Below are 19,538 nucleotides of genomic sequence, written 5' to 3'. Positions count from 1 at the left end.
GCATTGATCAGGACTGTAACCATGATTCATAACGATGTACTGCGCAGCGTGCGCTACATGCTCGACATCAGCGACAAGAAGGTCGTCGAGATCATCAAGCTCACCGGTTTCAAGGTCAGCCTGGACGATGTCGTCAGCTACCTGAAGAAGGATGAGGAAGAAGGTTTTGTGCATTGCCCGGACGAAGTCATGGCGCACTTCCTCGATGGCCTGGTGATCTTCAAGCGCGGCAAGGACGAAAGCCGTCCTCCGCTGCCGATCGAACTGCCGGTCACCAATAACATCATTCTGAAGAAGCTGCGAGTGGCCTTCGAACTCAAGGAAGACGACATGCACGCCGTGCTCAAGGCGGCCGACTTCCCGGTGTCCAAGCCGGAGCTGAGCGCGCTGTTCCGCAAGTTCGGCCACACCAACTACCGCCCGTGCGGCGATCAGCTGCTGCGCAACTTTCTCAAGGGCCTGACCCTGCGCGTACGCGGCTGAACCCCTCGCGCGGCCGCAGTACATTCTCAGCGGCCCTGATGAGCCGCTATTGCCCCAGGCAATAGTGGCTCCCCGGCAAGCGCCTGAAGACTAGGGTAGGCACACACCTATCTGCTCAGGACTTCCCATGCATCCCTATTTCTCCCTGCAAGGCCGCACCGCCCTGGTGACCGGCGGCACCCGTGGTATCGGCAAGATGATTGCCAAGGCCTTTGTCGAAGCCGGCGCCCGGGTGTATATCTGCGCCCGTGATCCCGACGCCTGCCAGCAGGTCGCCGAGGAACTGGCCGCATTCGGAGAGTGCCGGGGGCTGGCCGCCAACCTGGCCAATGAGGAAGGCGTGCAGCAGCTTGCCGCCACTTTGGGCCAGCAACTCGACTCCCTGGACATCCTGGTGAACAACGCCGGCACGACTTGGGGCGCGCCACTGGAAAGCTACCCGGCCAAGGGTTGGGAAAAGGTCATGCAATTGAACGTGACCTCGGTGTTCAGCTGTATCCAGCAGTTGCTGCCGCTGCTGCGCCGTGCTGGCTCGGCGGCCCATCCGGCGCGCATCATCAATATCGGCTCGGTGGCCGGAATCAGCTCCTTCGGCGAACAGGCCTACGCCTATGGCCCGAGCAAGGCGGCGCTGCACCAGATGTCGCGGATCCTCGCCCGGGAGCTGGTGAGCCAGCACATCAACGTCAATGTCATCGCGCCGGGACGTTTTCCCAGCAAGATGACCCAGCACATCGGTAACGATGAACAGGCCCTAGCCGAAGACGTGGCGCTGATCCCGATGAAACGCTGGGGCCGGGAAGAGGAAATGGCCGCCCTGGCCATCAGCCTGGCAAGCACTGCGGGGGCCTACATGACCGGCAACATCATTCCTCTGGATGGCGGCTTCAGTCTCTGATCTATGTTGTGCAATTCGCCGGCAAGCCGGCTCCTACAGGTGGCGCGGGTGTTGTAGGAGCTGGCTTGCCAGCGAACGGGTTATCATGCCCTCCCCTTACAGCCTCGACCCCAGAACATGACCTACAGCGTTTCCCCCATCGGCTTCGTGCGCTCCTGCTTCAAGGAGAAGTTCGCCATCCCGCGCCAACCGCAACTGGCTCCGGCCGCGCGCGGGGTGCTGGAACTGGTGGCGCCTTTCGACCAGGGCGACGCGGTGCAAGGGCTGGAGCAGGTCAGCCACGTCTGGCTGCTATTCCTGTTTCACCAGGCCCTGGAGGACAAGCCGCGACTCAAGGTGCGCCCGCCGCGCCTGGGGGGCAACAAGTCCATGGGGGTCTTCGCCACCCGTGCGACCCACCGCCCCAATGGCATCGGCCAGTCGGTGGTCAAGCTGGACAAGGTCGAGGCCAACCGCCTGTGGATCTCCGGCATCGACCTGCTGGACGGTACGCCGATCCTCGATATCAAGCCCTACGTGCCCTACGCCGACATCATTGCCACGGCGAGCAATGAGATCGCTAGCGCCGCGCCGCAGATTATTCCGGTGCAGTGGCAGGACAATGCCCTGCAACAGGCTCAGATCCACGCTCAGCGTCTGCAGGAGCCCCTGGTGGAGCTGATCGAGCAGTGCCTGGCTCAGGATCCGCGTCCGGCCTACCAGGTGCCCACGACCGAGCGTGAGTACGGCGCCCAGTTCTGGGATCTGGACGTGCGCTGGCATTACCCAGAGCCCGGGGTAATCCGGGTGCTGGAAGTGGTCCCGGCGGGCTGAACCCCGGAAACGAAAAAGCCCGCGCTGCCTTTCCAGGCAACGCGGGCTTTTCTGTGTCCGGGAGAATCCGCCCAGTCAGCACCAATGCGCTGCCTGGACGGTCTTCGCGAGCACGCTCGCTCCTACTTTTCGACGAATGCACGCTCGATCAGGTAGTCACCCGGCTCGCGCATGCGCGGCGAAACGGTCAGGCCGAAACTGTTGAGCACTTCGCTGGTTTCATCCAGCATGCTCGGGCTGCCGCACAGCATGGCGCGGTCGTCCTGCGGGTTGATCGGCGGCAGGCCGATGTCGCGGAACAGCTTGCCGCTGCGCATCAGGTCGGTCAGGCGGCCTTCGTTCTCGAACGGCTCGCGGGTCACGGTGGGGTAGTAGATCAGCTTTTCACGCAAGGCTTCGCCGAAGAACTCGTTCTGCGGCAGGTGCTCGGTGATGAACTCGCGGTAGGCGACTTCGTTGACGTAGCGTACGCCGTGGCACAGGATCACTTTTTCGAAACGCTCGTAGGTTTCCGGATCCTGGATCACGCTCATGAACGGCGCCAGGCCGGTGCCGGTGCTGAGCAGGTACAGGTGTTTGCCGGGCTTCAAGTCATCCAGTACCAGGGTACCGGTTGGCTTCTTGCTGATGATGATCTCGTCGCCTTCCTTCAGATGCTGCAGCTGGGAAGTCAACGGACCGTCTGGAACCTTGATGCTGAAGAATTCGAGATGCTCTTCCCAGTTCGGGCTGGCAATGGAGTAGGCACGCATAAGCGGACGGCCATTAGGCTGTTGCAGGCCGATCATCACGAACTGACCGTTCTCGAAGCGCAGACCCGGATCGCGGGTGCACTTGAAGCTGAACAGAGTGTCATTCCAGTGATGAACACTGAGGACACGCTCGTGGTTCATGTTGCTCATGTACGGGGGCTCCTAGAAATTGCCTGCGCTGACCATGAGCGCAATTGCACAGCATTCTAATGGCGGCGACAATATCTGTTAACTGGATTATTAAGATAAGGGTTATCGGTTATATCGATATGCGATTTACTCTCCGTCAACTGCAAGTCTTCGTCGCCGTCGCCCAGCAAGAGAGCGTTTCTCGTGCTGCGGGGCTGCTGTCCCTCTCGCAATCGGCCGCCAGTACCTCGATCACCGAACTCGAGCGCCAATCCAGTTGCCAGCTGTTCGATCGCGCGGGCAAGCGCCTGAGCCTCAATGCCCTGGGCAAACAGCTGCTGCCACAGGCAGTGGCCCTGCTGGACCAGGCCAAGGAGATCGAAGACCTGCTCAACGGCAAGTCCGGGTTCGGCTCGCTTTCGGTAGGTGCGACCTTGACCATCGGCAACTACCTGGCCACCCTGCTGATCGGCAGTTTCATGCAGGTGCACCCGGAGAGCCAGGTGAAGCTCCATGTGCAGAACACTGCGCATATCGTGCAACAGGTGGCCCACTACGAAATTGATCTGGGTCTAATCGAGGGCGACTGCAGCCATCCGGATATCGAAGTCCAGACCTGGGTCGAAGATGAACTGGTGGTGTTCTGCGCGCCCCAGCATCCACTGGCCAAGCGCGGCCACGCCACCATGGAAGAACTGACCCATGAAGCCTGGATCCTTCGCGAACAGGGTTCCGGGACGCGCCTGACCTTTGACCAGGCCATGCGTCACCACCGAAGTGCACTGAACATCCGCCTGGAGCTGGAGCACACCGAAGCCATCAAGCGTGCGGTGGAGTCGGGTTTGGGGATTGGCTGCATTTCCCGGCTGGCCCTGCGCGATGCGTTTCGCCGCGGCAGCCTGGTGCCAGTGGAAACCCCGGGCCTGGACCTGGCCCGGCAGTTCTACTTCATCTGGCACAAGCAGAAGTACCAGACCTCGGCCATGCGCGAATTCCTGGAACTGTGTCGCGCCTTTACCGCCGGGGTGCAACGCAGCGACGAGATCGTCCTGCCGAGCATTCCCTGATTCAGATCAGGATCACTGCCCAGACGATGGTGATCATGCTCAGAGCGACAAACTGCGCCGCGCTGCCCATGTCCTTGGCGTTTTTCGACAAGGGATGACGATCCAGGGAGATGCGGTCGATGGCCGCCTCCACCGCCGAATTGAGCAGCTCGACGATCAGCGCCAGCAGGCACACGGCGATCAACAGCGCACGCTCGACCCGGCTGACATTGAGCAGGAAGCTCAGGGGAATCAGGATCACATTGAGCAGCACCAACTGACGGAATGCCGCCTCGCCAGTGAACGCCGCGCGCAAGCCATCGAACGAATAGCCGGAGGCGTTAAGGATACGTTTGAGACCGGTTTGACCTTTGAAAGGCGACATAAGCTGGGCAACTGAAGAAAAAGAAGTGGGGAAGCTAGTTCAACCAAAGTCAAAAAAGCGTGAACAAACAGCCGGTTAATGGCTGGAAATTGACTCAAGTTGTTGCAAGAGCAGCGCTGCCTGGGTCCGGGTACGCACCCCGAGCTTGCGGAAGATCGCCGTCACGTGGGCCTTGATCGTGGCTTCCGACACGCTCAGTTCGTAGGCAATCTGCTTGTTCAGCAACCCTTCGCAAACCATGGTCAGAACCCGGAACTGCTGGGGCGTCAGGCTAGCCAGGCCTTCGCTGGCGGCCTTGGCTTCGGCTGAGACACTGACCTCTTCAAACGCCTGGGGCGGCCACCAGACATCACCGTCGAGCACACTGCGCACGGCCTGCTGGATGACTTCCAGGGAACTGGACTTGGGAATGAAACCGCTGGCGCCGAACTCTCGGGAGCGCACCATGACGGAGGCTTCTTCCTGCGCCGAAACCATCACCACCGGAATTTGCGGGTACTGCCCGCGCAACAGCACCAGACCGGAAAAACCGTAGGCACCGGGCATGTTCAGGTCCAGCAGGACCAGATCCCAGTCGGATTTTTCGGTGAGTCGCACTTCCAGTTCGGCAATGCTTGCCACTTCCACCAGACGCACATCGGGGCCCAGGCCCAAGGTGACAGCTTGATGCAGTGCACTGCGAAAAAGCGGGTGATCATCGGCAATCAGGATTTCGTATGTGGCCATTTTTCAAATGATCCTGTTTTTCATGGCAGGACTGATGCATTCAGCCCTCACCAAAGCAACACGGAGGCACGCCAGAATACCGCACCCAAAGAGCACGAACGCCGCGAAAAGCCTGAGCAAAACAGTGGTTCAAACAGCGCCGGCGCCCTAATCGGCGCCAAGCATGCCCAGCCAAGCCAGGGTGGTCAAGCGTGAAGCTTTGCGGCATCTTAGCTGGCTAACTAATAAGAGAGCCATCATGCGCAGCCAAGCCTTGCGTGCCGATGTCCTGATGCTGATTACCGCGGTGATCTGGGGCTCGGCGTTTGTCGCACAAACTTCCGGTATGAATCATATCGGCCCCTTCCTTTATTCCGGCCTGCGCTTCGCCCTGGGCTCACTCTGCCTCTTGCCGCTGGTGCTGCGTAAAACACCCACGGATCGTCAGCCCGAACCCTTGCTCAATCGTGGGCTGCTACTGGGCGGCGTACTCATGGGGCTGGCCCTGGCCCTGGGCATCAATCTGCAACAGGTGGGGCTGATGTTCACCACCGTCACCAATGCAGGTTTCATCACCGGGCTCTATGTCATTGTAGTGCCGCTTCTGGGGCTGCTGATTGGCCACAAGACTGGCTTGGGTACCTGGCTCGGCGCCGTGCTGGCGGTGGTGGGCATGTTCCTGCTGAGCGTCAGCGACAGCTTCCACGTTGCCTCGGGAGACTGGCTGCAGTTGATTGGCGCCTTCGTCTGGGGTGGGCACGTGATTCTGGTGGGAGTTTTCGCCGGCCGTCATGACCCGATTCGCCTGGCGTTCCTGCAATTTGCTACCTGCGCGGTGGTCAGCCTGATCCTGGCGTTGTGCCTGGAACCGCTTCGCTGGGAAGCGATTGTCGGCGCCGGGCCGGCCATTCTCTATGGCGGGGTGGTGGCCGTCGGTATCGGCTACACCTTGCAGGTGATTGCCCAAAAGGACGCAATCGCCTCTCACGCGGCAATCATTCTGTCCCTGGAAGCGGTATTTGCCGCCATTGCCGGGGCCTGGTTGCTGGATGAGTCGCTGCAGGCCCGCGGCTACTTCGGCTGCGCGCTGATGCTCAGCGGCATGCTGGTAGCCCAGCTATGGCCACAAAAGCCTCATTCCAGCACGACTACACAAAGGGCTTGAGCCGGGCATGCACATCGTCATCCGGATCGATGGCCTTCTGGAACTTCGCTGACAGGTAATGGGTGCTGAACACATCGAGGTAGGCATCCAGTACCTGGCTGACCTGCTCATCGCCGGCCAGTTCCAGGCATAACGCCGCCACTTCAGCGGTACAGAAGTGATCATCACGCTTGGAGCGACGCAGCTTGTAGCGCGAGAGCTTCTCCGGGGACAGGCTGAGAACCGGCAAGTGCTCCAGGTAAGGGCTCTTGCGGAACATCTTGCGCGCCTCGCTCCAGGTAGCGTCCAGCAGAATGAACAGCGGCCGCTTGCCCTCCTCCTGCCTGACTTCGCTGACCACCCGTTCGGGCGCGACGAACTCGCCCGGAAACACGATATAAGGCTGCCACTGCGGGTCGGCCAGCAACGCCAGCAGTTGCGGATCGACCTCAGTACGCGACCAGCTGAACGCCGTCGTGTCGCCGATCACATCGGCAATCAGCCAACCGGTATTGCTCGGCTTGAGCGGTTCGACGTCGTGCATCACCAGGCACATGGCTGACCGGGCAACGACTTTCGGTCGCCAGGCACACAGGCAATGGCTGGGAATCACTCGGCAGCGGGGGCAGCGTTCAGCCCGTGAGCCGCGTGCGAAAAAGGGCTTGGCCACGCGCGCCATCCGCAGATCACGTAGACGGGAAACCGCATGACTCATCGCAGGACATGCCAGCAAGAAACAGGAATCAACACGACAAACACTCAAGAGGGTAAAAAGTCGGACAAGTTTATCAGAGCTATCTGTTCAAACCTGTACCGCCCTGCGGCCTCTCCCCCTATAATTCGTCGCCACTGAACGCACAGTCGAGTGGCTGGTCGAAGCATCAGTCACTGCACCAGGAGAGTTTCATGTTGCGCTTTACCATTCCTACCGTCGCCCTTCTGCTGGCCCTGCCCCTGGGTGCCCAAGCTGCGTCCCTGCAAGAATTCGAACTGGGCAAAATGCTGGAGAAGGTCGCTGCGGAAAGCAACGTCGGCACTCCTCGGGAAATCAACGAGAACATTCTCGACCAGGGCTATACCGTTGAAGGCAAGGAACTGATCAACCACCTCAGCGTGCAGTCTGGCCATGCCGAGCAGATGCGCGCCAATCCCAAGGCGGTCTACCTGCAACTTGGGGCAAGCGTCTGCCGCAACCCCAACTACCGCAAGCTGATGGCCAAAGGCGCCATCATGCGTTACGAGTTCACTGAAAACCGCACCAATCGCCCGGTGGCGTCGGCGCGCTTTCAGGAGTCGGATTGCCCGGCGCAAAGCACGCCCAAGAAAAAGTAATCACGAACGAGCGGCGCGCCGCTGCTGATCATCGGCGCGCAGTTCGGCGACCAGGGCCTGTAGGTATCGCGATGGCCGCTCCTGTGCTGCCAATCGGCGCCGGCACTCATCCTCCAGGCTTATTTGATGGTCAGCGGCGGCGGCTTGCAGCAGCTGATACAACTGCGGATCAATCTCCAGCGTGACAATGGTCATCCTCTGCCTCCCTGCTCTGGGCCTGCATGGCCCAGAACCCGCTTGCCTCTCTCCGGCCCCTGCTCCTGCGCCAGACGCTGCACCTTAGTAAATCAGAGCCGTCATCCCTTGCCGCCCCTCCTGACCAGCGGTGCCAGCCTGGGGAAAACCGCGAACAAGCGGTTGCCAGCCAAGACTTTATGAGCACATGATCAAGCCATGTCCGAAACGGCTTGCGGACGGTGAGGAGGCCGTCCTTGTGCGTCTTGCTGTGCAAATGTTCTCAAATAAAGGAAAGCAGGACCTCTGTGGATGACCCCAACACTGCCCAGCGATTGTCAGCTGTGATCGGGTCCGGAAATTCGCTCATTCGCTGGGCTGAGCAGGCAGCGACACAGGCAGTGTCGTGGCACATTCGAATATCTCGATCGTGCGCAAGGTTCTGTGCAGAAGGAGAAGCTGAATGCCTTACCAATCGAATGACCTGTTAAGTCGTCATTTTCAGAGCAACGGCGTCGACCTGACGAACCAGGTCGAAGCGCAACTCAACCAGATAGCCCCCAACAGCCCGAATCTTCCTCTTTACCGCGACATCGTGCTCACCGTCCTACGTATGGCCGAGGATGACCTCAATCGCTGGAATGCCAAGATAACCCTGCAGGCCCTGCGCGAACTGGAGCACGCCTTCCGTGTCCTGGAACAGTTCAAGGGCCGACGCAAAGTGACGGTCTTCGGCTCGGCACGCACCCCCAGTGAACACCCGCTATACGCCATGGCCCGAGAGCTGGGCGCGGCCCTGGCCCGCTCGGATCTGATGGTCATTACCGGGGCCGGCGGGGGCATCATGGCCGCCGCCCACGATGGTGCAGGCCTGGAGCACAGCTTGGGGTTCAACATCACCCTGCCTTTCGAGCAGCATGCCAACCCCACCGTTGGTGGTACGGAGAACCTGCTGTCGTTCCACTTTTTCTTCACCCGCAAGCTGTTCTTCGTCAAGGAGGCCGACGCACTGGTGCTTTGCCCAGGCGGCTTTGGCACCCTTGATGAAGCCCTGGAAGTACTGACCCTGATTCAGACCGGCAAAAGCCCGCTGGTACCCGTGGTACTGCTGGACATGCCGGGTGGACAGTTCTGGCAAGGCGCCCTGGACTTCATCCACAACCAACTGGAAGCCAATCGCTACATTCTGCCCAGTGACATGAAGCTGGTACGCCTGGTGCACAGCACTGAAGAAGCGGTGCAGGAAATCCAGCAGTTCTATGCCAACTTCCACTCCAGCCGCTGGCTCAAGCAGCAGTTCGTCATCCGCATGAACTACAACCTCAATGAGCAGGCGCTGGAGCAGATGCAGACAGCATTCGCCGACCTGTGCCTGAGTGGTCAGTTTCAACAGCATGCCTACAGCGGGGAGGAACACGACGAAGTGCAGTTCAGCCATCTGGCGCGGCTGTCATTCGCCTTCAATGCTCGCGACAACGGTCGCCTGCGCGAGCTGATCGACTTCATCAACCTGCCGGAAAACTGGGCCAGGCCTCAGCCCCAAACAACGCAACGGGCACGAGAAACCAGCAAAGCCAACTGACCCCAGCCCTAGCCCGCTGCGTTATGCAGCGGGTACGGCGTCAGTCGTCCATGCCTCGGCCACTCAACAAGCGGCTGATCATGTCCATGGAATACCCGCGATAACTCAGGAAACGCCCTTGCTTGGCACGCTCTCGAGCATCTACAGGAAACCGCCCGGCAAACTTGCGCTGCCAGACGTCACGCAATTGTTCCTGCCAATCGATACCGCACTCGCGCAGCGCAAGATCAATATCGCTGCGCTGCAAGCCGCGCTGGCCCAGTTCCTCACGAATACGCATGGGCCCGTAACCGGACCGTGCACGATAGGAAACAAAGCTTTCGAGATAACGGGATTCGGACAGCAGGCCCTCTTCCGTCAAACGGTCAAGGGCTGCTTCGATCATTTCAGGAGGGGCGCCGCGCTGACGCAGTTTACGCGTCAGCTCGACACGACCGTGCTCGCGTCTTGCGAGCAGGTCCATTGCGGTTCGCCGCACCGCGACGAGGGTATCGAGTACGGCGGTCATTGGATCAATCAGATATCAGCGTCGGCCATATCGTCTTCGGTCTCTTTGACCGGGTTGGCTTTGACGTCTGGCGATGCAGTCAGCAGTTTTTCACGGATCTGCTTCTCCAGCGCGTTGCCGATTTCCGGGTTGTCCTGCAGGAACTTGGCCGAGTTGGCCTTGCCCTGACCGATCTTGTTGCCCTGGTAGCTGTACCAGGCACCGGATTTCTCCAGGAAGCCATGCAGCACGCCCAGATCGATGATCTCGCCGTTGAGGTAGATGCCCTTGCCGTAAAGAATCTGGAACTCGGCCTGACGGAATGGCGGAGCCACCTTGTTCTTGACGATCTTGACCCGGGTTTCGCTGCCCACCACTTCGTCGCCTTCCTTCACCGCGCCGGTACGGCGGATGTCCAGACGGACCGAAGCGTAGAACTTCAGCGCGTTACCACCGGTGGTGGTTTCCGGGCTACCGAACATCACGCCGATCTTCATGCGGATCTGGTTGATGAAGATCACCAGGCAGTTGGCGTTCTTGATGTTACCGGTGATTTTACGCAGCGCCTGGGACATCAGGCGGGCTTGCAGGCCCACGTGCATGTCGCCCATTTCACCTTCGATTTCAGCCTTGGGCACCAGGGCCGCCACGGAGTCGACGATGATCACGTCAACCGCGTTGGAACGCACCAGCATGTCGGTGATTTCCAGGGCCTGTTCGCCGGTGTCCGGCTGGGAAACCAGCAGGTCGTCAACATTCACACCCAGCTTGCCGGCGTACTCCGGATCCAGTGCGTGCTCGGCATCGACGAACGCACAAGTGGCACCGGCTTTCTGCGCCTGGGCAATAACCGACAGAGTCAGGGTAGTTTTACCGGACGACTCAGGGCCGTAGATTTCAACGATACGGCCTTTTGGCAGACCGCCAATGCCCAGAGCAATGTCCAGACCCAGAGAGCCGGTGGAAATGGCCGGGATCGCCTGACGGTCGTGATCGCCCATACGCATTACGGCACCCTTGCCGAATTGACGTTCGATCTGACCCAGGGCCGCAGCCAAGGCTTTCTTCTTGTTGTCGTCCATTAAAGTCCTCACGTAATCAATAAGGCCTGACGGCCAACACCTGTATAAGTAGCCAGTATTATTCCACAGCGTTCGAGGATCGCCTACCCCTGATTTGCGATTTCTGCCGCAGCATGTTGCAGCAACCCCTCTAGCGCGGCCTTCACCGTTTGTCGGCGGACCTCATCGCGATTTCCCGGAAAGTGCCGGCACTCGGTGGTCAGCGTCTCTCCCGCCCCCCAGGCCAGCCACACAGTGCCCACAGGCTTCTGCGCAGAACCGCCATCCGGCCCGGCGATACCGCTGACCGCCACGGCAAAATGCGCATGACTCCTGGCCTGTGCCCCCCGGACCATGGCCTCGACCACTTCACGACTGACAGCGCCGACCGAATTGAACAAATCGGCCGGCACATTCAATTGCAGGGTCTTCTGGCGATTGGAATAGGTGACATAACCGGCCTCGAACCAGGCCGAACTGCCAGGGATCCGCGTGATCGCCTCGGCGATGCCTCCCCCGGTGCAGGACTCTGCGGTGGTGACGTGGGCATTCAGAACCTGCAAACGCCTGCCGAGTTCAGCGGCAAGCTGGGTGATTTCTTTCACAATCCTCTCCTGATGGGGCTGGCGTGTGCTTACCGTACACCAGGCGAGGTGGCTTGCAAGTGACAGGCTGTTAGATCGGAATCAGAGTTGAGTACTCTTGGACCGGTCTATCTCCCTTGCGCAGCTTCGACAATCACGCGCGGCCTCCAGAACCACTGATAGAGGCACGTCACTTGGTGATCAGCATGTCGATGGTGCTGGTATCGCAAGAGTAATTGGCCTTCTTGTCCAGGACAAAATAGATGGACGACAACTTGCTGACAGGCACCTTGCTTACCGAAAAAACAGCTCCCGTACCTCTGGCCAAGCTACCCGACTGAAGAACCGAGTCATCCAAATTCAGGGACCAGGCAACCCCATCGCCACAGCTGTCGTGAATGCTGTTGACACGCCCGAGAACATTTACCTCACCAACGACCGGGCTGCTCCAGCGGATAACCGTCTGGCTATTTTTCCCGGGGTGAAACGCCACATTGCCCGGAGCGATAACAAAACTGCCGTTTCCAGTGAATGTATAAGTCTTGAAGTGGACCGATACGTGAGCCCCTGATACCGGGTCCTGCCAACAGGTCACAGGTTGAGCAGTGCAGTCGTCCGCCTTGAAGAAAGGTAGCAACGTATAGTTTTCAGGCTTATTCACCCCTGATGTGTTCTGCATGAATGTCCAGGGCGAGTTCGCCACGACGCTCTCCTTGGCCAGCATTACATCCCTTGCCAGGTTCCACGACATCGCCGTCTCTGCACTCACATTGAGGGAAATCCCGATCAGTGCAAACAAGCTCATCAGCAAGATGTTTTTAGTATTCTGCATAACTTCTCCAGTAGTTCTCATTCCGAGCGTACATGCTCATTTTTCAAACAAAGCCGTGCGCATTCGGCAATCCTGAAACGGCCAAATAATGCGAACTTCATATAAGTCCCCAAGTACCCGAGGCCATAAGCCAATGTCCTGCATCGCTGATGCGATAGCACTTTTACTGGCTATCACTGGCCGTCACCTTGTCACTCCTCCCTTCCACCTGGATGCAACCCAACCGGCCGGCTCCAGTGGAGCCGGAGAGCGGATCGGCAACCTGCTCTCAGGGCTGCAGCAACATCCCCGTAGAGCTGCGCAGCACAGCCTGGGATTCGCGCACCCACCGCTGCAACGCCTTCAATTGCTCGGCATTGGCGTGGCATTCGCTGTAGTTGTCGACGACGCTGGCGGCGACGGTAGAGAGTGCAAGGCCCGAGGCGGCGCCATCAGTGACGCTGGGGCCTCCGGCCACGGGCAGGTTGGCGGCGCCGGCGTCGTGCACCCGGACAAAACCAGCAGGCACAACACAGGCTCTATCAGCCGCTTTCGAGACATAGACAGGAACCTCCTTGGTGATGGTGGCGCCCGCCTGATAGACCGTGACGATACGGTCGACGTACTCGACCACCACCTTTTCCCTGACCGTGCCCAGGGCCCGGCCTTGTTCAAAGGATTGTTTGAGACGAGCCTCATCGAGGCGTTGGTTGTTACTGCGCTCACTGCCGGCACCGCTGACGTAGCCGAGTGCATAAAGCAACCCGGCCGCCACAGCGATGGCCAGCCAGCCACGGATATTCATCAAGCCCTCCTGAGGCGGGCAGGAAATGAATCACCCAGCCTGCCAAAAAAACCTGTAGCCGCTGCCGCAGGCTGCGAAAAGGTCCGCAGGACCTTCAGACGGCAGCCCTCAAACCACCGGCAAACACAGCACCGCCCGCGCCCTGGCCCAGAGTTGCAGGCGGTCCTGCAAGCCATTCAGGCCCCCATTGATCCGCCGGGTAATGCTGTTGAACTCATCGCGGTCAGCCAGGGCATTGAGCCCACCGCGCTCCCAGAACCAGGCCGCCGACTCGGCGGCCCATTGCGCTTGCTCCAGCAGCTCCGGCAAATCCAGCAGGCGCTCATCGCCAAACAGCCCGAGGCTGCACTGGCGATAGTTGCTGCGCCCGGTGATCTGGATCAGCCCGCGCCCGCGATACCGCTGGCCGTCGCCATCCGCCTCGGGGGTATTGCCCAGGCGCGCGGCGAGAGAGCCCGTGTCGTACTTGCTCAGGTATTGATCACTGCCCAATTCGCGTACGTATTGCAGCTGCCCGGATTCGTGTCCGATCTGAGCCAGAAAGGCCGCCTGGCGCTTCGGCGTATCGATCTGCCGCTTGGCCATGGCGGTGTTGAGTGGAGAAACAAAAACGCCCGCTTGGCGGCGGGCGTTAGGCATGATTTGCAGCAGTTGTTCTTCGGTTATTGGCATGGTCAGTGTTTGCAGGTCGGATAAGAAAACGCCCCGGCGGTACGGGGCGTTTATTCAGTTTGTTCAGTAACCCAGGATGGCGCGACAGGGCGGTACTGAGAGTCGGGGAAGTGCGGCGATTGCGGCCACTCGCGTAGAGCCTGCATGTACACCAGTAACTGTGTGAATTGTTCGGCAGAAAGCGTTGTGACCATTACGATTTCCAGTTGATCACGATGACGATCGCGCAGCCACACCCCCCTCGCCAGTTCTTTGTCCCGATAGGAACGCTCACTGGCCGCCAGCTCTTCTTCAGTGAGAGGTAGCGGAACCGGATCAGGGGGAATACCGACGCAATACCATTCATCAGCACCTACATTCTCAGGACCCGAAACTGGTCGCCAGCCCTGTCCATCATTACGAACTGCAAAACTCATAAACTGTCCTCCCATCCCAAACACGTCAAACGATCTCCAGCGTACTGGGCGGCACGATAGATGTTCGGACCTTCCAGCTGTAACTGGTACTGCGCAAGGTGTTGGGATGATGCATAAAACACCAATGGTTGATTAGCAAGGTTCGTGTAGCCGCCATAACTATCATTGGGCGCAACCATTTGCGTGCTGTTGGTGCCTGTCATCGCCATATGTATCGTGACAGCTGTAGGGGGCACAAATGGCGCGACAGGAATCGGGACATAGATCGGAGTGCTGATGTGCCCCTGCACGCCCGCCGATATAACAATATTGCCTGGTACATTGCTGCCGGGAGTTACTCTGTAACTGCAACGCTTACCACTTTGTATAAAGTTCAGCGGATAGTTGTTGGCCGTCGCATCTGTTTTAATCCAGCTGACTCGTGCTTTATGTGTATAGCCGGGCGGCAACTTGGGAGATGTTGCATTCAGCGATAACAAACCAGCTGGCGCGCTCCCGCCCCAAATCACCCAAACGCTGTACCAGGTCGAAGGAGCCATTTCGCCCACGTCTATCCCGTTTTCCCCCACTGCCTGGCCACTAAAGCTAAAGTTAATCCCGCTCAGCGAATGCACCAGTTGACCGGTGCCGACAATCAACTGATCGGCTGATACATTCACTTGCGCACTCAGGCCCGAAGCCGAAACCTTCAAGTTCCTATGCCCGCCGATAATCGCTATCGGCTTTTGCTTCTGGACCTCCAAGGCCAGTTCAGCCACATCAATGCTTCCCTGATTGACTGGTGCACTCCAGGCTTTGATGCACCACATGACAGCCAAATTTCGGGGACGGGTTTCTGAGCCTGTACGCGGTGCCCCGTTAGTACCATCGACGAGTGGCTTCCCGATGAACTTTATATTTACTGCATCAGCAGGCACCGACGTCGCAAGGTTGGCCCCTGAGCCAGCCGCAGATACAGCGTACCCCTCAGGAAAAATTGCTGAGTCGCCCGACCGGTTCGATTTATACAGATACTCGTGAACATGGCCTTGCATCTGATCAAGCTGATAACCACTCAGATTCCGCCCAACATCCACCCCACGTCCATGATCCCAGCCCCGCAGGAACTCACCCCGCGTCTCAGGCAACCGGAAATTCCCCGCACCCTCGCCTCCGGTATTGAACGCAGTCCCCAGGTAAGCCGCCAGATCCGGATAGGTCGCAGCACTCTGCACACTGCCATCCACCTCCAGGAATCCGGCCGGCACCGTGCCCTTGGGAAACGGCACCATCGCCCCCACCGGCAAGGCCGACATGTTCTTCAACAGCGCCTCGATCTCCGCCTTGGTATAGGTCACCGACTTGGTATAGGCATCGGTGATCCCGTAATCGGCCAGGGTGGTGCGGATCTTCTCCGGTGGGATCGAATCACGCACGATCGCCTTGATCGCCGCCAGCAACTGGTCATGCTCGGCCTCGGCCGGCTCTTCCCCTCCCGCACGAATCACGTTGAGCAATTCATCGGTCACTGCATTACCCCAATCGGAAGAAATCAGTGAACCCACTTGCCCCGTGACCGGGTTCTCGTCGACAAACTTCCCATTAACCAACCCAACACTTGGCACACTCTTTGGATAATCCACTCGTCTGTCCTCTCGTTGTCATTCATCCACGCCGACACAGTTCGATGTGAACATAGTTAGAAACTGGAAAAGAAAACGCCCCGGCGAGGCGGGGCGTTTATTGAACTTGTTTGGCAATCCAGGGGGGCGCTAGCGGACGCAGATAGGCATCGGGGAAATCCATCGATTGCGGCCAGTCGCGCAGGGCTTGCATATACACCAGCAGCTCCTTGAATTGCTCCCCATCAATGCTTGTCGGTGCTTGAATGTCGAGCTGGTCACGATGCCGCTCACGCAGCCACATCAGCGAAGTCAGTTCGCTATCACGCCAGCCACGCTCAATATCTTCTTTGGCAGGCAAGGCAGTTGTCGCACTGGCGATATAGGCTTGCACCCGCGTTTCGGCCATTGGCAACAAGCTGCTCGGAATGAAGTGGCCAGGGGCATCGTCATCATAGGCATGGACTTCGTTAGTTTCGGGGTTCTGGAAGTACTTCATGCGCGCAACTCCGACCAACACAAATTAACAGGATTGCTGAGTGTGACTGTATAAGTGGCTCCAGCAGGTACTACGAATGCTGCGTGATAGGCCGAAAAAGATACGTCCACAGGACCTACCTTGGCGTAAATACTGCCGGTCGTGATCGCCACATGTACCTGAATGGGCCGCCCCGTCGTGTTGGTGTAGACAGTTCCAGATACGCGGCTCGTTGTAAGGTTCTGCCAAACTTGGCCATCGCCCAGGCCACGTGGCCTGGCCTCAAGTGCCGCAACGTTTGCGGCCAAGCTTGCGATGTCGATGTTTCCCTGATTGATCGGGGCATTCCAGGCCTTGATGCACCACATAACAGCCAGGTTGCGCGGCCGGGTTTCTGTCGCAGTTCTAACAACTCTCGATGCATCAAAATTGACAACGGAAAACCGCCCACCGGCGCCCTGAAAACCACCAGCATCGGCGGTTGCATAAAAGGCCCCGTTTGGGGCAGTCGGAGCACTATCGTTACGCACCCCGCCCACATTACCTAAAATGTTCTGTAATGCATCGTCCTGATAGACGCCAAGCACCCGTCCTGCGTCGATACCTCGCCCATGGTCCCAACCTCGAAAAAATTCACCACGAGACTCAGGCAGCCGGAAACTTCCAACTCCCTCATCGCCCTTATTGAAGGTGTTCCCGAGATACGCCGCCAGGTCTGGATAAGTCCTGGTACTCTGCACGCTCCCGTCCACCTCCAGGAATCCGGCCGGCACCGTACCCTTGGGAAACGGCACCATCGCCCCCACCGGCAACGCCGACATGTTCTTCAGCAGCGCCTCGATCTCCGCCTTGGTATAGGTCACCGACTTGGTATAGGCATCGGTGATCCCGTACTCGGCCAGGGTGGTGCGAATCTTCTCCGGCGGTATCGAACCACGCACGATCGCCTTGATCGCCGCCAGCAACTGGTCATGCTCGGCCTCGGCCGGCTCTTCCCCTCCCGCACGAATCACGTTGAGCAATTCGTCGGTAACCGCGTTTCCCCACTCAGAGGAAATCAGTGAGCCGACTTGCCCGGTCACCGGGTTCTCCTCGACAAACTTCCCGTTCACCAGCCCTACGCTGGGAACACTTTTCGGATAATCCACTTGTTCTTGTCTTCTCTAGTCATAGTTGATGTACACCTGTGTATGCGCCGGTGTACTGCGATGGATAAGGCACTCCAGGGCGCTGCCCGGGTTCATGCCAAAACGTTCGCCCCAATAGCTGGCGCCGAAGCGCCGGCCCAGTTGCAGGCGGCCGCCGGTATTGAGGGTCCACATGAAGTTCGCCCGCCAGGTGCCGAAATGCGCGTGACCAAAGCGTGAGCGGCCCATGCGCGGGGTACTCAGCTCAGTGACGCTGGCATTGGGATAGCCCTGGCTGCGGGCGATTTCGACGAAGTAGGCGGCGCGCTGGCTGCCCACTGCCAACAGACGCCGGCGCACGGCCAGGCGCCGGTCTTCGAACAGCGGGGTCAGGCCCAGGCAGGGGTCGGGCAGGTCCATGACCTTTTCCCAATCCGTCACCAGTTCGCTGACGCTGGCCGGGTCCATTTCGTTTTGCAGGTCCACGGCCCGGGCGTCGATGCGCGCCAGCTCCTGGGAGATGCCCTGCAACACCCGTTCAAGCTCCGGCACCCGTTCCGGGTCCCAGGCCGGGCCGCTGGGTAGCAGGCTGCGCAGCTGGCCCTGGTACTGGGTGGCGCTTCTTATTGCAGCCATTGGCAACCTCCGAATACCAGCAACTGATTATTCGCCGCCGGCACATCGGCCAAGGGCGCCAACAGTTGGTGATCCTGCTCGCCGGTGGCGCTGCTGATGGCTTCGCGGATATGGCTGAGCAACAGGGTCTGGCCCAGGCCGGCCTCGCGGCTGTGTAGGTCGCGCAACTGGCTCTCGACGGCGGCGCGCACCGCGCTGGTGTCGGGGGTCAGGCGCAACGTGTAGGTCACCGGCAGCATCACCGGGGCCAGCACATGCACCTCGGCGGTGACCGGGCGCAGCGGCTCGATATAGGCCTGGACCTGCGCCAGTTGCTCGGCGTTGGGAATCGGCTGCAGGTCGTCGTCACGCATGACGAACAAGCCCACGGTGCCCGGCCCCAGGTAATTGCGCCGGCACCAGGCACGGGTGATGCCCGGGCACTCCATGGCCCAGGTTTCGTAGTCGTCCGCCGAGCCGCCATGGGGAATGATCCGATAGGAACGGATCACCCGCGAGCGCAGGGATTCGAGGCTTTCCCGGGCCACGCCACCGCTCAGGCCCGGGGCCAGGACGGTGAACGAGTTGCTGATGCCCTGCACCGGCTGCACCGCGGTCAGCTCCAGGCCGGCATCGGCATTGCCCAGGGTACCGCCGTCGACGGCCTGGATCGTGGTGCTGTTGAGGCCTGCGCTGGTGGTGCGCGCGGCGGTCACTGTGTAGCTGCGACCGTCGCTGCTTTGCAACAGGATGCCGAGATCCAGCACGGCACCGGCTGCCGCGGTGAAACTGACGCTGCCACTGGCCGCCTGGGCGGTCTTGCGCGGCTGGTTCAGGCGCAGCGCGGCGATGCGCTCCAGGGTCGACTCATCGGCCTTGTCCGGAAGGATCTGCTCGGCGATCCAATCCAGGTAGCCATACAGGCCAAAGGCGGCGCCGCTCAGGGTGCGGGCCAGCACTTGGGCATCGGACTGGCGCAGCGAATCGCTGGCCAGGTCGCTTTGGGTGCGCTGAATCAGCACCGGCAGCGAAGGGGTTTCAAACGGCATAGGTCACCTGCCAACTGTGAATGGGGTTGAGGTCCAGACGTTCGCCGTCGGCCAGGATCAGCACCGTGCGCAGGTTCAGGCGCTGGGCATCGAGGCGTTCGCTGAGGATCTCGACAGCGTTGCAATGACCATCGTCGATCAGCCACTGCAGGGCCTCGCGGGCATAGAACTCGGCATCGAGCTGGGTCTGCCGGCTCAGCTTGACCCGGCGCAACAGCCACAGCCGCGAGCCGATACGGTCGTCGGCCACGCTGGGAAAACTGTCGCCCCACCAGCCGTAGCGCTGGTCGTCATCCAGGGCGTCGTCATCGGCGGCGCGGCGCCAGGTGAACAGGCTGATTTCCACAGCCCGGGTCAGGGCGTTCTTCAGGTCATAAGTGGCGAACATG

24 protein-coding genes and 1 pseudogene are annotated in these 19,538 nt (G+C 59.8%); 7 read left to right on the top strand and 18 right to left on the bottom strand.

The window, feature by feature from the left end; translation table 11 throughout:
• Nucleotides 1-21: 21 nt before the first annotated feature.
• The 3 genes from A9971_RS08730 (at nucleotide 22) to tsaA (ending at nucleotide 2,194) form a co-directional block, all read left to right on the top strand.
• Nucleotides 22-483 carry a DUF1456 family protein gene (locus tag A9971_RS08730; protein ID WP_011059591.1) on the top strand — a complete coding sequence of 154 codons (462 nt, stop codon included), beginning with the start codon at nucleotides 22-24 and terminating at the stop codon, nucleotides 481-483.
• A gap of 127 nt (nucleotides 484-610) precedes the next feature.
• A complete protein-coding gene (locus A9971_RS08725; RefSeq protein WP_015634379.1) occupies nucleotides 611-1,381 on the top strand; it encodes an SDR family oxidoreductase in 771 nt (256 codons plus the stop codon).
• Nucleotides 1,382-1,498: 117 nt separating this feature from the next.
• The gene (gene tsaA / locus A9971_RS08720; RefSeq protein ID WP_065364476.1) at nucleotides 1,499-2,194 is read left to right on the top strand and encodes a tRNA (N6-threonylcarbamoyladenosine(37)-N6)-methyltransferase TrmO; all 696 of its coding nucleotides are present in this window, start codon (nucleotides 1,499-1,501) and stop codon (nucleotides 2,192-2,194) included.
• 122 nt (nucleotides 2,195-2,316) lie between these two features.
• Here the strand turns inward: tsaA and fpr are convergent, their stop codons facing one another.
• Complete coding sequence (gene fpr / locus A9971_RS08715) at nucleotides 2,317-3,096, bottom strand: ferredoxin-NADP reductase (protein WP_003198368.1); 780 nt, start codon at nucleotides 3,094-3,096, stop codon at nucleotides 2,317-2,319.
• 119 nt (nucleotides 3,097-3,215) lie between these two features.
• Between fpr and A9971_RS08710 the strand changes: the two genes are divergently transcribed.
• Nucleotides 3,216-4,142 (top strand): LysR family transcriptional regulator, encoded by a 927-nt coding sequence (locus A9971_RS08710; protein ID WP_011059588.1) that lies wholly within the window; start codon nucleotides 3,216-3,218, stop codon nucleotides 4,140-4,142.
• A 1-nt stretch (nucleotide 4,143) separates the two neighbouring features.
• On the opposite strand, the gene A9971_RS08705 is transcribed toward A9971_RS08710, so the two are convergent.
• On the bottom strand, nucleotides 4,144-4,506 hold the full coding sequence (locus A9971_RS08705) for a diacylglycerol kinase (RefSeq protein WP_065364477.1): 363 nt from the start codon (nucleotides 4,504-4,506) through the stop codon (nucleotides 4,144-4,146).
• A gap of 75 nt (nucleotides 4,507-4,581) precedes the next feature.
• Nucleotides 4,582-5,232 (bottom strand): response regulator transcription factor ErdR, encoded by a 651-nt coding sequence (gene erdR, locus A9971_RS08700; RefSeq protein ID WP_011059586.1) that lies wholly within the window; start codon nucleotides 5,230-5,232, stop codon nucleotides 4,582-4,584.
• 238 nt (nucleotides 5,233-5,470) lie between these two features.
• On the opposite strand from erdR, the gene A9971_RS08695 reads away from it, so the two are divergent.
• Nucleotides 5,471-6,376 carry a DMT family transporter gene (locus tag A9971_RS08695; RefSeq protein WP_011059585.1) on the top strand — a complete coding sequence of 302 codons (906 nt, stop codon included), beginning with the start codon at nucleotides 5,471-5,473 and terminating at the stop codon, nucleotides 6,374-6,376.
• On the opposite strand, the gene A9971_RS08690 is transcribed toward A9971_RS08695, so the two are convergent.
• Nucleotides 6,360-7,070 (bottom strand): tRNA-uridine aminocarboxypropyltransferase, encoded by a 711-nt coding sequence (locus A9971_RS08690; protein ID WP_011059584.1) that lies wholly within the window; start codon nucleotides 7,068-7,070, stop codon nucleotides 6,360-6,362. The two genes, A9971_RS08695 and A9971_RS08690, sit on opposite strands and share 17 nt — an antisense overlap.
• A 191-nt stretch (nucleotides 7,071-7,261) precedes the next feature.
• Here A9971_RS08690 and A9971_RS08685 point away from each other — a divergent pair, with 191 nt between their 5' ends.
• Complete coding sequence (locus A9971_RS08685; RefSeq protein WP_011059583.1) at nucleotides 7,262-7,687, top strand: quorum-sensing-regulated virulence factor family protein; 426 nt, start codon at nucleotides 7,262-7,264, stop codon at nucleotides 7,685-7,687.
• On the opposite strand, the gene A9971_RS08680 is transcribed toward A9971_RS08685, so the two are convergent.
• The gene (locus tag A9971_RS08680) at nucleotides 7,688-7,882 is read right to left on the bottom strand and encodes a hypothetical protein (RefSeq protein WP_011059582.1); all 195 of its coding nucleotides are present in this window, start codon (nucleotides 7,880-7,882) and stop codon (nucleotides 7,688-7,690) included.
• Nucleotides 7,883-8,324: 442 nt separating this feature from the next.
• On the opposite strand from A9971_RS08680, the gene A9971_RS08675 reads away from it, so the two are divergent.
• Nucleotides 8,325-9,443: an LOG family protein gene (locus A9971_RS08675; protein ID WP_183001407.1), complete on the top strand. Its 1,119-nt coding sequence runs from the start codon at nucleotides 8,325-8,327 to the stop codon at nucleotides 9,441-9,443.
• Between the two features lie 40 nt (nucleotides 9,444-9,483).
• Here A9971_RS08675 and recX read toward each other — a convergent pair whose 3' ends face one another.
• The 13 genes and pseudogenes from recX to A9971_RS08610 form a co-directional block, all read right to left on the bottom strand.
• Nucleotides 9,484-9,951 carry a recombination regulator RecX gene (gene recX, locus A9971_RS08670; RefSeq protein WP_019093478.1) on the bottom strand — a complete coding sequence of 156 codons (468 nt, stop codon included), beginning with the start codon at nucleotides 9,949-9,951 and terminating at the stop codon, nucleotides 9,484-9,486.
• A gap of 8 nt (nucleotides 9,952-9,959) precedes the next feature.
• The gene (gene recA, locus A9971_RS08665; protein ID WP_011059579.1) at nucleotides 9,960-11,012 is read right to left on the bottom strand and encodes a recombinase RecA; all 1,053 of its coding nucleotides are present in this window, start codon (nucleotides 11,010-11,012) and stop codon (nucleotides 9,960-9,962) included.
• A gap of 83 nt (nucleotides 11,013-11,095) precedes the next feature.
• The gene (locus tag A9971_RS08660; RefSeq protein ID WP_011059578.1) at nucleotides 11,096-11,596 is read right to left on the bottom strand and encodes a CinA family protein; all 501 of its coding nucleotides are present in this window, start codon (nucleotides 11,594-11,596) and stop codon (nucleotides 11,096-11,098) included.
• Nucleotides 11,597-11,765: 169 nt separating this feature from the next.
• Complete coding sequence (locus A9971_RS08655) at nucleotides 11,766-12,407, bottom strand: hypothetical protein (RefSeq protein ID WP_041116265.1); 642 nt, start codon at nucleotides 12,405-12,407, stop codon at nucleotides 11,766-11,768.
• Between the two features lie 268 nt (nucleotides 12,408-12,675).
• Entirely contained in the window at nucleotides 12,676-13,191 is a 516-nt protein-coding gene (locus tag A9971_RS08650; RefSeq protein ID WP_183001406.1) for a hypothetical protein, read from the bottom strand.
• A gap of 108 nt (nucleotides 13,192-13,299) precedes the next feature.
• Complete coding sequence (locus A9971_RS08645; protein WP_183001405.1) at nucleotides 13,300-13,863, bottom strand: glycoside hydrolase family 19 protein; 564 nt, start codon at nucleotides 13,861-13,863, stop codon at nucleotides 13,300-13,302.
• Between the two features lie 50 nt (nucleotides 13,864-13,913).
• Nucleotides 13,914-14,279, bottom strand: a complete 366-nt coding sequence (locus A9971_RS32865; RefSeq protein ID WP_259652358.1) for a phage tail assembly chaperone — start codon at nucleotides 14,277-14,279, stop codon at nucleotides 13,914-13,916.
• Nucleotides 14,276-15,901, bottom strand: a complete 1,626-nt coding sequence (locus tag A9971_RS08635; RefSeq protein ID WP_183001404.1) for a phage tail protein — start codon at nucleotides 15,899-15,901, stop codon at nucleotides 14,276-14,278. Before A9971_RS08635 ends, A9971_RS32865 begins: the two co-directional genes overlap by 4 nt.
• A gap of 97 nt (nucleotides 15,902-15,998) precedes the next feature.
• Nucleotides 15,999-16,379, bottom strand: coding sequence for a phage tail assembly chaperone (locus A9971_RS08630; RefSeq protein WP_183001403.1), 381 nt, complete (start codon nucleotides 16,377-16,379; stop codon nucleotides 15,999-16,001).
• A gap of 271 nt (nucleotides 16,380-16,650) precedes the next feature.
• Nucleotides 16,651-17,506, bottom strand: a pseudogene (locus A9971_RS08625) (phage tail protein); the annotation flags it as partial.
• Nucleotides 17,507-17,521: 15 nt separating this feature from the next.
• Nucleotides 17,522-18,121, bottom strand: coding sequence for a YmfQ family protein (locus tag A9971_RS08620; protein WP_125062664.1), 600 nt, complete (start codon nucleotides 18,119-18,121; stop codon nucleotides 17,522-17,524).
• Nucleotides 18,109-19,149: a baseplate J/gp47 family protein gene (locus tag A9971_RS08615; RefSeq protein ID WP_077933432.1), complete on the bottom strand. Its 1,041-nt coding sequence runs from the start codon at nucleotides 19,147-19,149 to the stop codon at nucleotides 18,109-18,111. Before A9971_RS08615 ends, A9971_RS08620 begins: the two co-directional genes overlap by 13 nt.
• Nucleotides 19,139-19,537 carry a phage GP46 family protein gene (locus A9971_RS08610; protein ID WP_077933431.1) on the bottom strand — a complete coding sequence of 133 codons (399 nt, stop codon included), beginning with the start codon at nucleotides 19,535-19,537 and terminating at the stop codon, nucleotides 19,139-19,141. The genes A9971_RS08615 and A9971_RS08610 overlap by 11 nt, the downstream gene beginning before the upstream one ends.
• Between the last annotated feature and the right edge of the window lies 1 nt (nucleotide 19,538).

The organism is Pseudomonas sp. UME65 (assembly GCF_014170225.1).
Lineage (GTDB): Bacteria > Pseudomonadota > Gammaproteobacteria > Pseudomonadales > Pseudomonadaceae > Aquipseudomonas > Aquipseudomonas protegens.
Note: the sequence above shows the minus strand (reverse complement) of the source record. Positions and strands in the feature narration are given on the sequence as shown.

Excerpts from the sequence above, each read along its gene's own strand:
- A9971_RS08730 (WP_011059591.1), top strand. The coding sequence starts at position 22 with ATGATTCATAACGATGTACTGCGCAGCGTGCGCTACATGCTCGACATC.
- A9971_RS08725 (WP_015634379.1), top strand. The coding sequence starts at position 611 with ATGCATCCCTATTTCTCCCTGCAAGGCCGCACCGCCCTGGTGACCGGC.
- tsaA (WP_065364476.1), top strand. The coding sequence starts at position 1,499 with ATGACCTACAGCGTTTCCCCCATCGGCTTCGTGCGCTCCTGCTTCAAG.
- fpr (WP_003198368.1), bottom strand. The coding sequence starts at position 3,096 with ATGAGCAACATGAACCACGAGCGTGTCCTCAGTGTTCATCACTGGAAT.
- A9971_RS08710 (WP_011059588.1), top strand. The coding sequence starts at position 3,216 with ATGCGATTTACTCTCCGTCAACTGCAAGTCTTCGTCGCCGTCGCCCAG.
- A9971_RS08705 (WP_065364477.1), bottom strand. The coding sequence starts at position 4,506 with ATGTCGCCTTTCAAAGGTCAAACCGGTCTCAAACGTATCCTTAACGCC.
- erdR (WP_011059586.1), bottom strand. The coding sequence starts at position 5,232 with ATGGCCACATACGAAATCCTGATTGCCGATGATCACCCGCTTTTTCGC.
- A9971_RS08695 (WP_011059585.1), top strand. The coding sequence starts at position 5,471 with ATGCGCAGCCAAGCCTTGCGTGCCGATGTCCTGATGCTGATTACCGCG.
- A9971_RS08690 (WP_011059584.1), bottom strand. The coding sequence starts at position 7,070 with ATGAGTCATGCGGTTTCCCGTCTACGTGATCTGCGGATGGCGCGCGTG.
- A9971_RS08685 (WP_011059583.1), top strand. The coding sequence starts at position 7,262 with ATGTTGCGCTTTACCATTCCTACCGTCGCCCTTCTGCTGGCCCTGCCC.
- A9971_RS08680 (WP_011059582.1), bottom strand. The coding sequence starts at position 7,882 with ATGACCATTGTCACGCTGGAGATTGATCCGCAGTTGTATCAGCTGCTG.
- A9971_RS08675 (WP_183001407.1), top strand. The coding sequence starts at position 8,325 with ATGCCTTACCAATCGAATGACCTGTTAAGTCGTCATTTTCAGAGCAAC.
- recX (WP_019093478.1), bottom strand. The coding sequence starts at position 9,951 with ATGACCGCCGTACTCGATACCCTCGTCGCGGTGCGGCGAACCGCAATG.
- recA (WP_011059579.1), bottom strand. The coding sequence starts at position 11,012 with ATGGACGACAACAAGAAGAAAGCCTTGGCTGCGGCCCTGGGTCAGATC.
- A9971_RS08655 (WP_041116265.1), bottom strand. The coding sequence starts at position 12,407 with ATGCAGAATACTAAAAACATCTTGCTGATGAGCTTGTTTGCACTGATC.
- A9971_RS08650 (WP_183001406.1), bottom strand. The coding sequence starts at position 13,191 with ATGAATATCCGTGGCTGGCTGGCCATCGCTGTGGCGGCCGGGTTGCTT.
- A9971_RS08645 (WP_183001405.1), bottom strand. The coding sequence starts at position 13,863 with ATGCCAATAACCGAAGAACAACTGCTGCAAATCATGCCTAACGCCCGC.
- A9971_RS32865 (WP_259652358.1), bottom strand. The coding sequence starts at position 14,279 with ATGAGTTTTGCAGTTCGTAATGATGGACAGGGCTGGCGACCAGTTTCG.
- A9971_RS08630 (WP_183001403.1), bottom strand. The coding sequence starts at position 16,379 with ATGAAGTACTTCCAGAACCCCGAAACTAACGAAGTCCATGCCTATGAT.
- A9971_RS08620 (WP_125062664.1), bottom strand. The coding sequence starts at position 18,121 with ATGGCTGCAATAAGAAGCGCCACCCAGTACCAGGGCCAGCTGCGCAGC.
- A9971_RS08615 (WP_077933432.1), bottom strand. The coding sequence starts at position 19,149 with ATGCCGTTTGAAACCCCTTCGCTGCCGGTGCTGATTCAGCGCACCCAA.
- A9971_RS08610 (WP_077933431.1), bottom strand. The coding sequence starts at position 19,537 with ATGTTCGCCACTTATGACCTGAAGAACGCCCTGACCCGGGCTGTGGAA.